Below are 12,518 nucleotides of genomic sequence, written 5' to 3'. Positions count from 1 at the left end.
ATGAAAATTGGTGATAAAGCAAAGGTGGATCCTGATTTTACAGGGCTTGATGAATGGGTGGAAGGAATTGTGATTGATATTCAGAAAAACCCTTTCAAAGGCATTATTATCGCAATAAAAGATGCGCTCGGCAGAATTTTCTTTGGCGAAGAAAAATTTTTTGTTGCTGCCTGATGTTTGCCATTGCTTTTGATATGACGGTTGGGAAGCTGAAAGAGCATTTCGGCGAGCCATACAATAATGCGTATTTTGAGATTGGGAGAATCCTAAGCCAATACGGTTTCTACAACACACAGGGAAGCGTTTATCTTTCGACGAATGAAGATATGGCAAATCTACTTCGCGCTTTAACAGCTTTAAAATCAACAACTTGGTTTGCAAAATCTGTCCGTGATATCAAAGCATTCCGTGTGGAACAGTGGTCGGATTTTACTGAATTTATGAAAGAATAATTTCAAAGCAAAATGAAAATCAACGAGTCTGAAATTATTGAAACGAATGATTACCGGGTGATAATTTATCCGGCGTCACGGCCTTTCAGCGCAAAGGAAAGCAAGGCGGTTTCAGAGCGGCTGTTCGATTTTCTCTCAAACTGGAAAGCCCACGGAAAACCGCTCTCTTCATCATTCAAATTTGAGCGTAACCAATTCATAATCATCACGGTAGATGAAGATGCGGAGCCTGCCTCAGGCTGTTCGATGGATGCGCTGAACGGTGTAATGTGCGAACTGGACGCCAAATTTCAGCTGGGATTTTTCGACAGGATGAAGGCCAGCTATTTGGAAAACGGCGAAGTGAAAACTATGCCGCTGGCAGATTTTCGCAACGCGGTGAAAAACGGAGAGATTTCCAAAGAAGTGCAGGTGTTCGATTTCTCGAAGAACACCTTCGTAGCCTTTCTCTCAGATTTTCTTTTGCCGCTGGAAAGAAGCTGGGCAGGGCAATATCTGCGTTAATTTCTGAATTCCTTTTCCGAAATTTCCACATCGAAAACAGTTTCCGGCAGGAAAAATTCTGCAAACTTTTCTGATGAAATTTCAAATGGAAAGTAAACCGCACACATCGTATTTTTGATGTGATACAGCTTCTTATGCAGGTTTTGCGGCAGTGCATCCAGAATTCCCATAAAAACTTCGTAGCGGATTTTCCGCGGGCTGTATGCGTAATCGTGCCAAACAACGATGGATTTCTCCTGAACAAGGCTGGCGAAAACTTTCTGCGTGTCGTTCTTTACCATCTCATAAGAATGATCGCCATCGATGAAAATCAGGTCGAATGTTCTGCCAAGTTTTGAAAAATCAAAAGTTTTCGTGTTCGCTTCGATGTGCTTGATTGCTGGATTCTTTCTCGACAGAATGCCGTGCTGTTCGGCATATCCAGCATTCAGTCCCAAACTCACAATGTCCTTTTTCGAAAGATTCATCGTGGTGCAATCCTCGAGAATTTTCCCCACATTGAAAACGCTTTCGCCGCGCCAAGTCCCGATTTCGAAATAAGAATTCACATCTTTGCGCGAAGCCAGGCCCATCAGCAAGCGTAAATCTGTGAGCATCGAGCCGCCGTCAAGAAAAAATGTGGTAACCGGAATTTGCGGAACTTCATCGCACAAATCATTGATAGTCAATTGATTGAGCGCGGAAATATTCGGATATTTTGCCTGGAATTTAGTTTTGAAATTCTCATTACTGTTCAGCATCAGATTAATCAGGCTGGGCTGCTTCACCAGAATCTTCGCAGCTTCCGCAAGTTTAGTAAATTTGTCTTTCATAAATGCCCGGCAATTCCGGCAAAGATAAGATTTCGGATTTTGAAGCGGAAAAACATCCTGTTCATTTCATCGTGGTACCCTTCTGAAGTGGAACCTACGAACGGCAATTTTGTGAAGCGGCACGCTGAAGCGGTAGGGCTTCGCGAAAATGTGGAAGTGCTGCATTCTGTGGGCATTAAGCAGGAAAAAGCCTTTCGGATTTCGGAGGAAAAAGTAAACGGCGTGAAAACCCTCATCGTTTATTACCGAAAAAGTTCGCTGAAAGCGGTGAATTTCTTCCGCAGGATGTGGGCTTACAGGATTGGTTTTCAGCGAGTTAATAGTCCAGATGTTGTTCACGGCAATGTGCTTTACAACAATTTGCTTTTCGTGGTTTGGCTGAAATGGTTTGAAAAAATTCCGTTTGTGGTAACTGAGCATTGGACGGCATTACAGCGTGAAAATCATCCTAAGTTATCATTTCTTCAGAAGAAACTGTCGCAATTCATTGGAAATCAAGCAAATAAAATAATGCCGGTTTCCGAAAATCTGAAGCAAAGCCTTCAGGAATTGGGCATAAAAACGCCGATGAAAGTTGTGCCAAATGTTGTGAATACGGAAGTTTTTACGCCAAAACCAAAAAATGCAGCGTTTACATTTCTGCATATTTCCAATCTTTCGCCACAAAAAAATGCGGATAAAATTTTAAGAACCGCGCTGAAACTTTTGGACGAAGGTTATGAATTTAAACTGCAAATTGGTGGTGATGGTGATGTTTCGCCTTTGAAAAAAATCGCAGAAAATTCGGGATTTACAGAAAGAATTGAAATTTTTGGAACTTTAACTTCGGAAGAAGTTGCTGCTAAAATGGGTGGTGCCCACTGTTTCATTCTGTTCAGCGATTATGAAAATCAGCCCTGCGTAATTGCCGAAGCCTTTTCCTGCGGAACCCAGGTGATTTCCACAGATGTTGGCGGCATTGTGGAATTTTTCCCTGATTGTGGGGGAATTTTGCTCGAAGAAATTTCCACGGAAGCCTTGGAAACTGCAATGCGCGAAGTTTTACAGAAAAGCTTTCTGCACGAAAAAGCAACCGCTGAATTTGCCCGGAAAACCTTTTCACCCGAAAAAATCGCGGCGCAGTTTTCGGAAATTTATGAAGAAGTTTTGGGATGAAAAGTCTGTGGCATTTCTTGCGGAGTTTTCTTAGGGGAAACGGGCAGTGGGTATTCCTCGCTTTTGCGGTGGCGAAGCTTACTTCATTTTTCACCAATGTGCTGCTTATCCGTTTTTTGACAAAAGAAGATTTCGGGCTATTGTCTATAGCGCCGGCATTTTTTACGGTTTTTGCACCTTTCGCCGGGTTGGGCTACCCAAACGCGTTGCTGCGCTACGGGCTGCTCGCTGAGTCGGAAGAGGATCAACGGCGACTCTCCGCAGATTTGTTTCGTCGGGGCTTTTTTTCTCAGGTCATATTATCCGTGCTTTTTTTCCTGTGCTCGCTTTTTTACATTGATAGGTACGAGGGCATTATCCCGATCTTCACAGCGTTTGCGGTACGCCTCCTCGGTTTGTTCGTCTACACGCACATACAGTGCGAGCTAAGGGTGCGCCGCGGCAATGCTGCCTATGCAAGATTTACCCTGGCAAATGCGCTTCTGCAGTTCGCCATAGTGGTTGCTGCGGCATATGCGGGCGGGCTCCGCGGCTATCTTATCGTGTTTGCCTTCGCCCCATTTCTAAGTCTGTTCTGGAAGCGTGGCAGGTATTTCAGTTTAATGGAGGCTACAAAAGTGTTCAGCATCCGGGAAATGAGGTCTTTTTCTCTCCATACGGGCATTACCAATGCGCTCTCCGAGCTTCTTTACTCCGCAGATATCCTGATGATCAGCTTCCTGATGAATGAGCAGGCAGTGGCGGAGTACCGCACGGCGATCCTTATACCTTCCAATATCATCTTCCTTGCGCAAAGTTTTCTACAGGCAGATTATCCCGAACTTGTTAAAAAGCACGCCGACAGAGCTTTTGTGCGGAACTACATTCTGCAGTTCTACAAGCTCTTCCTTCCGGTGTCGGCGGTCCTTATCCTCGTGCTCTTTATTTGGGATGAAAAAATTATCCGCATTTTCTTTGGGGAAACCTATACCGGAACAGCCGGCGCATTCCGCGTGCTTACTGTTGCCTTCGCCATCAGTATGCTCATCAAAGTTTTGGCCAATTACCTGCTGGCGGCTTCCGGCTTTGTGCGGGTAAATACGGCTACCGGGGTTCTCTCTGTGCTTGTGCTCGTATGCGCGGGGGCGGTTCTGGTACCGCCATTAGGTATTCTGGGCATGGCTTGGGCAATGCTCATAGCCCTGCTCGTGGCTGGCGCGGTAGGTTTTGCCCTGTATTTTTCAAAAATTAATTTCTCACGAAGCCGTATTTTTACAAAATGAAGAATAAATTTCTGAGCTTTGCTGCCGTATCGCTTTTGGCAATGGCAGGCTGCCGAAATGACGGGGATGATGCGCAGATCATCGATCAGGTGGTGCACATTTACTTCCAAAATGCCGGGGGGGAAGATTTGCTTAGCAAAGATGCAAAACCTGGCTTTCGGGAAGTTCATCTGAAAGACCTTGGCGGCATCCGCGACCTTGTTTCTTTGGGAAATGCCAAAATTGCCCGGGATGATGCCGGAAAATATTTCGCGGAATACATCGCTGGCGCAAAAAGAAACCTCACCGATTCCCTAAACCCGGAACAGAAATTCTACCGATCGGAGATGCTATTGGAACTGAAGAAAGATTCCGCAACCGACATCACCCGCGACACAATGATCGTCCTTTATGAATGGACGCCACGGAAATTCAGCGTGAAGAGCATTAGCTATAACAGAAAATGCGTCTTTAAAAAATCCGGGGCGGAGCCGAATGCTTTCACAATCATTAAATAATTTTAATTTTGCTAAAAACGAAATATGCTACAGGTTAATTTTTTGCGGGAAAATAAAGTTCGGGCGGAAGAAGGCCTGAAGAAACGGAATTTCAAAGAAATCCATCTGCTGGATGATGCCATAAAGTTGGATGATGAGCGGAAAGCGCTGCAGTTTGAGCTCGACCAAAATCTTTCCGAAATGAACCGGATTTCCAAGGAAATCGGTGCACTGATGAAGGAAGGGAAAAAAGATGAAGCAGAGAAGGCAAAATCGCAAACCGCGGAGTTTAAGGAGAAGAGCCAGAGCCTACAGGCCAAGCTGAAGGAGAAGGAAGAGCAGCTTCAGCAGGTGCTTTACCAGATCCCGAACATCCCGGCAGTAATCGTGAAACCGGGCGTTTCTGCGGAGGATAATGAAGTGGTTTTCCAGTCCGGGAATGCGGATGCCTTGGGCGGAAATGCGCTTCCACACTGGGAACTTGCGAAAAAGTATAACCTGATAGATTTTGAGCTCGGCGTGAAAATTGCCGGTGCAGGCTTCCCGGTTTATCTGGGCAAAGGTGCGAGGCTTCAGCGTGCCCTGGTGCAGTATTTTCTGGATAAAAATACGGATGCTGGCTATCTGGAAATCAATCCGCCACATGTGGTGAACGAGGCTTCGGGCTATGGCACCGGGCAGCTGCCCGACAAGGAAGGGCAGATGTATTTCGTGAATGAGGACAACCTGTACCTGATTCCTACGGCGGAAGTTCCGGTGACGAACATTTACCGCGATACTTTGCTGGAGGAGAAGGATTTACCGATAAAAAACACGGCGTTTTCCCAATGCTACCGAAGAGAAGCCGGAAGCTACGGTGCCCATGTACGCGGGCTGAACCGATTGCATCAGTTCGAGAAGGTGGAAATCGTGCGCATCGAGAAGCCGGAAAATTCCTATGCTGCGCTGGATGAGATGGTGGAGCATGTGAAGGAAATTCTGCAGGATTTAGAATTGCCGTTCAGGATTCTTCGGCTCTGCGGTGGAGATATGGGCTTTACATCGGCACTCACTTACGATTTCGAAGTTTGGAGCGCTGCTCAGGAGAAATGGCTGGAGGTATCATCCGTGTCCAACTTTGAAACTTTCCAGGCCAACCGCTTAAAATGCCGATACAAAGCCGATGGAAGAACGCAGCTGGTTCACACTTTGAACGGCTCTGCAATGGCTTTGCCGAGAGTTATGGCCGCTCTTTTGGAAAATAACCAGACGGAAAACGGCATCAGAATTCCTGCGAAAATCGCGGAATATTGCAGGTTTGAGGAGATTGTTTAGAGGACTTAAGACAGAAAAAAAGCCTGAATTCAGGCTTTTTTTATTTTGTGGTAATTACGATTTTTTTATCTTTATTTTCCAGTTTTTCGGGATTCAGCAGGTCGTTGCTGCGGAGCGTTACCTTCACGGTTTTATTATCCACTTGCTGAACAAAATCGTGTCTTCCTGCAATATCTTTTATCGGCCTTTGAAATTTTAATGTGGCAGAGATATCGGCATTAAACATTCGCATCATTCCTGCCATCCCCTCCGCCATTTTTCTGCCGTACATCTGCAGGGAATCCCGCTTTGTTTCCGGCTGTTTCCCTGGGAATCTTCCTCTGTCCTCCACCATTTTGCCAAGCATCCCCAAATCGAATTTCTCAGTATCAATGGTAAGCGTTCTGCCGTCCCAGTTGGCAAAATTCTGGAGAGGAAGATTCTTCATCTCGCGACTTTGGGAAAACATTTTATTAATCTCGTCCTGGCTCATTTTATCATATTTCAGCGAGATGCCTGCCACCTCGTTCTGCTCATTATTCAGCTTTACGAAAACTTTTTTCAGCACCGCTGCAGAGTCTCCATTCAGAATAATCCTGTTATCTTTCTGAATATCATAAAGGCTTTTCCAGTCGTGGGTCAGTCCTTTGGTTTGAGCAGATAAATCGCCCCTGTTGTACATATTCAGCATCTGAATCATCCCCTGATCCATAAGGATCTTGGTCTCCATACTCGTAGTGGCATCTTTGTAAAAGGTAGATTCTGAATTGACTGAGCAGGAAGTAAGCAACAGAAGCAAGGCAGCGCAAGCTAGATAAAGGTATTTTTTCATTATAAAAAGTTTCGAATGACTACCATCAAAACGAATACCAAAAGTGTAACCTCCTCAATATCAGGCTATTTTCTGTTGGTGAATTTTACGGTAACCCCAGCTAGGAAATTCGTTCCCGCCTGGGCGTAGTAGTAAGGTGCGGCGTCATAAACATAGCCGTTGGAAACATATTTCTTGTCGAAAATATTATTTACCAAAAGCTTGATGTCGAGATCCACCTTGTTGAGCGGCAGAGTATAGCGCGCGTTGGCATCGGCGAGGAAGAAATCATCCAATTTCAGTGCATCGTTCTGCGTATTGTCCAGGTACTGGCTGCCCACATATTTTCCCTGCATCCCGAAGGAGAGTCCTTTTGCAGGTTTCAGGCTAAAGCCGAGATTCCCGATGAATTTTGGTGAGAAGGAGATGTCCGTATTCCCGAGATTCACCGCGCCGGCATCGGTTTCCACTTTATAGTCTTTGTTTTTATTCTCGCTCCAGGTAAGGTTTCCGGAGAGGCTCAGCATATCGGAGATGTTTGCCAGCGCACCAATCTCAACGCCGGTTCTGTAGCTTTTCCCGGAATTTTCGCGGATGAAGGCCCCCACATTGTTAATGGCGCCCGTCAGCACCAGCTGGTCGGTATACTGCATATAATACAGGTTGGCAGTGAAAGAGAAATTCCCGAAAGATTTCTCCACCCCGGCTTCGTAGTCGTACAGGCGCTCCGCTTTGGTTTCAGGATTGGCGAGGAGATCTTCGCGGTTCGGCTCGCGGTGCGCCACCGCAGCGGAAAGGAAGGCCTTGCCCGCAGGGAATCTGTAGCTGATGCCGGCTTTCGGGTTGAAGAAAGTCCAGTTTTTATCCATATTTGCCCCATCTTCCGGATGCTCCAGGAGGATCTTCGTATCATAGTCGATATTGCGCAGCTGCAGGTCGCCGAATATCTCGAAATCATCCAACGCGTACACAGCCTTGGCAAAACCGGAGATTTCGTTTTTTACGGAGCGGTTCCTGTAATACTCGTGTTCGAAAATCTGCGGAAGCGCCACGCCGCTAACATTTCCGTAGTGCCTGCCGTAGTACTGGTTGGCCACCAAGCCGAAGTTCAGGTCTAAATTTCCCGTGTTGCCATATAGGGTGGATACGATGCCGTAGAAATCATTGTTCAGCCATTTTTTCCGGATAAAGTCGGCATAGCCCAGCCCAGTAACATCCGCTAGACCGTAACTGGCAAACTCCTGCCCTTGCATATAATTTTCGAAATAGCCTTTGCCTTTGGTATAATGCAGGGTGGTTTCCAGATTCCACCGGTCAGAGAATTTCTGGCCCCAGAGGAGCTGGTAGTGGTTCTGCTTGTAATCATCAACTTCATTGTCATAAAACCCGACAATTTCCGACCAATCCTCGTTGTAGATTGCCCCGCCGAAGTTAAATTTCGGGTTAGTAAGCCAGGTCTCGCGGTCTATACCGTTCCAGGCCTGGTAGGTAATCTCCTTCCCGCCGAAGGCCATAAAGCGCAGCCTGGTGTCCCCCGCCTCGAAGAGTGCGGTGCCGTTGTAAGAATCAAGGTTGGATGTGGCGCGGTCGATGTATCCGTCGCTCTTTATCTTTGTATAGCGCCCCATCAGGCTCAGCTTGCCGTCGAGGAGTTTGCCGGAGTTTATCTCCCCGGCATATTTTTGAGTGTTAAATGAGCCGTAGGAATTGTCGATTTTCGCAGAAAAAACTTCCTCTGGGTCTTTGGAAATTACATTCACGCTGGCACCGAATGCCGATACGCCGTTACTGGAAGTGCCCACGCCGCGCTGGATCACCACCTGCGAGGCGGAACTCATCAGATCCGGAACATCTACGAAGAAGGTGCCCTGGGATTCGGAGTCGTTGTACGGCACGCCGTTCATCATCACATTAATGGCATTGCCGCCCACCCCGCGGATGCGGAATCCCGTGTAGCCCACGCCGTTACCGGCATCGGAGGTCGTCACTACCGACATCTGGTTGCCCAGCAAAATGGGCAGGTCCTGCCCAAGGTTCTTCACGGCGAGGTCGCGCTCCACGCTGATGATTTCCTTCGCCACGGGCAGCCGCCTGATGAGCTGCACCTCCTGTATCTGCTTCTCGCGGATGCTGTCGCTGCTGATTCTTTCCTTCTGCGCCTGTGCGAAGAACACTGCCGGGATTGCGCAAAGTCCCAAAATAAGAAATCCTTTCATTCTATAAATTTTTTAAAAATTATTGAATAAAAGGAGCTTCGCAGTGCAGCGTTTTGAAAAAATATAACGGTTTACCAATTTTTTCCAGGCAAGAAATCCCGCCCGAAAATTGTTATATGTTAAATCAGTAAATTGCTACATTCAACCGATTTCCCTAAACGGCATTACCCGTTCCAGGTTCTATGGGTGTAATCTCAGCCGCCTTTGCAGCACCCCTTTATTCAGCGGCAAATTTAGAAAATATTTGTTAAAAAAGTATTAAAATCGTGGAAAGAAAATCACTTTCCCAAGATGCGGTTGCTGGCATCCACGAAAAAGTAGTTTTTATTATCCTTCGTCACCTCGAATAGCCGCGCGATTTTCCAGCTGTAGTTCCGCTTAATGTCCTCATACTCAAACGGGATTATGATTTTGCCGTGTTTGTCTATCACGCCGAAGCGGTCCTTGTACGCGGCTATGATCATCGGGTTCTCAAGATCATCACCTTCCAGCACATGCAGGTATTGGAATTGTGGGTAGATGCTGTACTGCCGGTAGTCGCTCTCATCCTTGAAAATTTCGTCATCTATCAGCCCGTAGAACCCCGCTTTTACATAGGCGTGGTACTTTTGTTTTTTAAATTCCGCCGGGCATTTTCCGAGGTCTTCGTCTTTAAATTTATAAACTTTTTTTCCATTCTTGTCGATGCGGTAGTCCCCTGCCGCATCCCGCACGGAGGCATACTCGCCGCTGCCGTACTTCCTTGCCTGCTCCCTCGGGGAGTGCAGCAGGGTGCAGTCTTCATAGAAAAAACCCACATTGGAGTAGGTATTTGGGATAATGATTTTCCCCGACTGGTTTTTAAAGCCCATCTTCCCGTTTTCTTTAAAAGGAAGCAGGGCCGGCACGCTGTCGTTTATTTTTGCTAAATCCTGGGATTTAGCGGTGGGCATTCCCTGTTTTGCAGAAGTTTTCGCTGCAGAGGTTTTGCTCCGGGCACTCGCGGCAGAGGGTTTTTTCGCCTGAGCATTCAGCGAGATGGAGGCGGTAAAACTCAAGAAAAAGATTAAGCGCTTCATTATAGAGGCAAATTTAGGAAATCTTCCACAGCTTATTTTGGCATGCCTATCTTTAAGGCAGGCATTATTTATAAAGAATCTAAATGTAATAATTTTTGAATGAGAAAGTTCATATTTTGTATATTTGTTGATAATTTTTGGTAAATAAAAAAAACATCATTACTATGACTTTCGATATTGATATGATTAAGAAGGTGTACGAGCGGTATCCGGCAAGGATAGAGGCAGCCCGCAAGGTTGTGAACCGCCCGCTTACGCTTGCTGAGAAAATCCTTTACACCCACCTTTGGCAGGGCGAGGCTACGGAAACTTTCGAGCGTGGAAATTCTTATGTGGATTTCGCGCCGGACCGCGTAGCGATGCAGGATGCCACAGCACAAATGGCACTGCTGCAGTTTATGCAGGCTGGCCGCAAAAAGGTAGCCGTGCCTTCCACGGCCCACGCCGATCACCTAATTCAGGCAAGGGTAGGTGCAGAGCAGGATTTGCAGGAAGGCATCAACAAAAACTCTGAAGTTTTCAATTTCCTGAGCTCCGTATGCGATAAATACGGCATCGGCTTCTGGAAGCCAGGTGCAGGGATCATTCACCAGGTGGTGCTGGAAAACTACGCATTCCCTGGCGGTATGATGATAGGTACCGATTCTCACACGGTAAATGCCGGCGGCCTAGGAATGGTGGCCATAGGTGTAGGTGGTGCAGATGCGGTGGATGTAATGGCCGGAATGCCGTGGGAACTAAAGATGCCGAAACTTATCGGCGTGAAACTTACCGGCAGAATGAACGGCTGGACTTCCGCGAAGGATGTCATCCTGAAAGTTTCAGGAATCCTTACCGTGAAGGGTGGTACGGGCTGCATCGTAGAATATTTCGGCGAGGGTGCAAAATCCCTTTCTGCCACCGGAAAAGGCACCATCTGTAATATGGGTGCGGAAATTGGGGCTACAACTTCCACCTTTGGCTACGATGATGCGATGCGCCGCTACCTTGCTGCCACGGGCAGGCAGGATGTGGTGGATGCTGCCGATAAAATCGCGGAGCACCTGACGGGCGACCCTGAGGTTTACGAAAATCCGGAGCAATACTTTGACCAATTAATTGAAATTAATCTGGATGAGCTGACACCGCACCTGAACGGGCCGTTCACACCGGATCTGGCTACGCCAGTTGCAGAATTCCGTGAGAAGGCGGAAGCGAACGATTGGCCACTGGATGTAGAGTGGGCGCTGATTGGTTCCTGCACGAATTCATCTTACGAAGACCTTTCCCGCGCAGCTTCCATCGTGGAAGATGCCGTAGCAAAAGGCGTGAAGCCTAAAGCAATCCTGGGCATCAACCCTGGTTCTGAGCAGGTGAAATTCACCGCAGAAAGAGATGGCTTCCTGAATTCTTTCCGCAAATTTGAAAACGCGAGAATCTTCACCAACGCCTGCGGACCGTGCATCGGGCAATGGGATAGGGAAGGCGCGGAAAAAGGCGAGAAGAACTCCATCATCCATTCATTCAACAGAAACTTCGCGAAAAGGGCGGACGGCAACCCAAACACGCACGCTTTCGTAGCATCGCCAGAAATGGTGGCTGCCGTGGCAATCTCCGGAAGGCTGGATTTTAACCCGATAACTGATACGCTTACGAACGAAGCCGGAGAGCAGGTGAAGCTGAACGAGCCGAGCGGCTACGAACTTCCTGAGAAAGGTTTCGATGTGGATGACAATGGCTATCAGGCGCCTTCTGAAGACGGCTCGAATGTTCAGGTAATTGTGGACCCGAATTCTGACCGGCTGCAGCTGCTGGAGCCTTTCCAACCTTGGGACGGGCAGAACATTACCGGTGCGAAAGTTCTGATTAAAGCTTTCGGGAAATGTACTACAGACCATATTTCGATGGCTGGGCCTTGGCTGAAATACCGCGGGCATCTGGATAATATTTCCAACAATATGCTGATTGGCGCGGTAAATGCCTACAATATGGAAACCAATAAGGTGAAAAACCAGCTGACCGGTGATTACGGCGAAGTGCCTGCGGTTCAGCGAGAATACAAGGCAAACGGCATTCCGTCAATCGTTGTGGGCGACGAGAATTACGGCGAAGGCTCTTCCAGGGAGCACGCTGCGATGGAGCCGAGACACCTTGGCGTGAAGGCTGTTCTGGTAAAATCTTTTGCGAGAATCCACGAAACCAACCTGAAAAAGCAGGGTATGCTGGCGCTGACTTTTGACAATAAGGAAGATTATGATAAAATTCAGGAAGATGATACCGTGAACTTCCTTGATCTGAATCAGTTCGCACCTGGTAAGCCGCTGACTTTGGAATTCATCCACAGTGATGGCACAAAAGATACCGTGATTGCCAACCATACCTACAATGAACAGCAGGTTGGCTGGTTCCGTGCAGGCTCTGCCTTGAACCTTATCGCTGAAGAAGCGAAGAGAAACCTGGCATAATATCGATTGGTAAAAATTGAAAATCCCGGCGGAAA

Annotated in this window: 12 protein-coding genes; 8 read left to right on the top strand and 4 right to left on the bottom strand. The window is 47.3% G+C overall.

Annotation, left to right across the window (positions count from 1 at the left end; translation table 11 throughout):
* From IMZ16_RS05805 to IMZ16_RS05795, 3 genes are read left to right on the top strand one after another with little or no spacing between them, the layout of a single operon-like run.
* Entirely contained in the window at positions 1-174 is a 174-nt protein-coding gene (locus IMZ16_RS05805; protein ID WP_185113755.1) for a hypothetical protein, read from the top strand.
* Positions 174-452: a virulence protein gene (locus tag IMZ16_RS05800; protein WP_193439252.1), complete on the top strand. Its 279-nt coding sequence runs from the start codon at positions 174-176 to the stop codon at positions 450-452. The genes IMZ16_RS05805 and IMZ16_RS05800 overlap by 1 nt, the downstream gene beginning before the upstream one ends.
* Before the next feature lie 12 nt (positions 453-464).
* The gene (locus IMZ16_RS05795; RefSeq protein WP_193439251.1) at positions 465-956 is read left to right on the top strand and encodes a hypothetical protein; all 492 of its coding nucleotides are present in this window, start codon (positions 465-467) and stop codon (positions 954-956) included.
* Here IMZ16_RS05795 and IMZ16_RS05790 read toward each other — a convergent pair.
* The gene (locus IMZ16_RS05790; protein WP_193439250.1) at positions 953-1,768 is read right to left on the bottom strand and encodes a class I SAM-dependent methyltransferase; all 816 of its coding nucleotides are present in this window, start codon (positions 1,766-1,768) and stop codon (positions 953-955) included. The genes IMZ16_RS05795 and IMZ16_RS05790 overlap by 4 nt on opposite strands.
* Positions 1,769-1,807: 39 nt before the next feature.
* On the opposite strand from IMZ16_RS05790, the gene IMZ16_RS05785 reads away from it, so the two are divergent.
* Genes IMZ16_RS05785 through serS form a run of 4 tightly spaced genes read left to right on the top strand, consistent with a single transcriptional unit; the run spans position 1,808 to position 5,975 of the window.
* Positions 1,808-2,923, top strand: coding sequence for a glycosyltransferase (locus IMZ16_RS05785; RefSeq protein ID WP_193439249.1), 1,116 nt, complete (start codon positions 1,808-1,810; stop codon positions 2,921-2,923).
* Positions 2,920-4,185: an oligosaccharide flippase family protein gene (locus IMZ16_RS05780; protein ID WP_193439248.1), complete on the top strand. Its 1,266-nt coding sequence runs from the start codon at positions 2,920-2,922 to the stop codon at positions 4,183-4,185. The genes IMZ16_RS05785 and IMZ16_RS05780 overlap by 4 nt, the downstream gene beginning before the upstream one ends.
* Positions 4,182-4,682 (top strand): hypothetical protein, encoded by a 501-nt coding sequence (locus tag IMZ16_RS05775; RefSeq protein ID WP_193439247.1) that lies wholly within the window; start codon positions 4,182-4,184, stop codon positions 4,680-4,682. The genes IMZ16_RS05780 and IMZ16_RS05775 overlap by 4 nt, the downstream gene beginning before the upstream one ends.
* 24 nt (positions 4,683-4,706) lie before the next feature.
* Entirely contained in the window at positions 4,707-5,975 is a 1,269-nt protein-coding gene (serS, locus tag IMZ16_RS05770; RefSeq protein ID WP_193439246.1) for a serine--tRNA ligase, read from the top strand.
* Positions 5,976-6,015: 40 nt separating this feature from the next.
* Here the strand turns inward: serS and IMZ16_RS05765 are convergent, their stop codons facing one another.
* The 3 genes from IMZ16_RS05765 to IMZ16_RS05755 form a co-directional block, all read right to left on the bottom strand.
* The gene (locus IMZ16_RS05765; RefSeq protein WP_193439245.1) at positions 6,016-6,786 is read right to left on the bottom strand and encodes a hypothetical protein; all 771 of its coding nucleotides are present in this window, start codon (positions 6,784-6,786) and stop codon (positions 6,016-6,018) included.
* Between the two features lie 65 nt (positions 6,787-6,851).
* Positions 6,852-8,981, bottom strand: coding sequence for a TonB-dependent receptor (locus IMZ16_RS05760; protein WP_193439244.1), 2,130 nt, complete (start codon positions 8,979-8,981; stop codon positions 6,852-6,854).
* A gap of 278 nt (positions 8,982-9,259) precedes the next feature.
* Positions 9,260-10,039, bottom strand: coding sequence for a WG repeat-containing protein (locus tag IMZ16_RS05755; RefSeq protein ID WP_227411483.1), 780 nt, complete (start codon positions 10,037-10,039; stop codon positions 9,260-9,262).
* Between the two features lie 164 nt (positions 10,040-10,203).
* Here IMZ16_RS05755 and IMZ16_RS05750 point away from each other — a divergent pair, with 164 nt between their 5' ends.
* Positions 10,204-12,483 carry an aconitate hydratase gene (locus IMZ16_RS05750; RefSeq protein ID WP_193439243.1) on the top strand — a complete coding sequence of 760 codons (2,280 nt, stop codon included), beginning with the start codon at positions 10,204-10,206 and terminating at the stop codon, positions 12,481-12,483.
* The last annotated feature ends 35 nt before the right edge of the window (positions 12,484-12,518 follow it).

The sequence above is a fragment of the Cruoricaptor ignavus genome (assembly GCF_014961145.1).
Taxonomy (GTDB): Bacteria; Bacteroidota; Bacteroidia; order Flavobacteriales; family Weeksellaceae; genus Cruoricaptor; species Cruoricaptor ignavus.
This window is presented reverse-complemented; position numbering and strand designations above follow the sequence as displayed.

Excerpts from the sequence above, each read along its gene's own strand:
- IMZ16_RS05805 (WP_185113755.1), top strand. The coding sequence starts at position 1 with ATGAAAATTGGTGATAAAGCAAAGGTGGATCCTGATTTTACAGGGCTT.
- IMZ16_RS05800 (WP_193439252.1), top strand. The coding sequence starts at position 174 with ATGTTTGCCATTGCTTTTGATATGACGGTTGGGAAGCTGAAAGAGCAT.
- IMZ16_RS05795 (WP_193439251.1), top strand. The coding sequence starts at position 465 with ATGAAAATCAACGAGTCTGAAATTATTGAAACGAATGATTACCGGGTG.
- IMZ16_RS05790 (WP_193439250.1), bottom strand. The coding sequence starts at position 1,768 with ATGAAAGACAAATTTACTAAACTTGCGGAAGCTGCGAAGATTCTGGTG.
- IMZ16_RS05780 (WP_193439248.1), top strand. The coding sequence starts at position 2,920 with ATGAAAAGTCTGTGGCATTTCTTGCGGAGTTTTCTTAGGGGAAACGGG.
- IMZ16_RS05775 (WP_193439247.1), top strand. The coding sequence starts at position 4,182 with ATGAAGAATAAATTTCTGAGCTTTGCTGCCGTATCGCTTTTGGCAATG.
- serS (WP_193439246.1), top strand. The coding sequence starts at position 4,707 with ATGCTACAGGTTAATTTTTTGCGGGAAAATAAAGTTCGGGCGGAAGAA.
- IMZ16_RS05765 (WP_193439245.1), bottom strand. The coding sequence starts at position 6,786 with ATGAAAAAATACCTTTATCTAGCTTGCGCTGCCTTGCTTCTGTTGCTT.
- IMZ16_RS05760 (WP_193439244.1), bottom strand. The coding sequence starts at position 8,981 with ATGAAAGGATTTCTTATTTTGGGACTTTGCGCAATCCCGGCAGTGTTC.
- IMZ16_RS05755 (WP_227411483.1), bottom strand. The coding sequence starts at position 10,039 with ATGAAGCGCTTAATCTTTTTCTTGAGTTTTACCGCCTCCATCTCGCTG.
- IMZ16_RS05750 (WP_193439243.1), top strand. The coding sequence starts at position 10,204 with ATGACTTTCGATATTGATATGATTAAGAAGGTGTACGAGCGGTATCCG.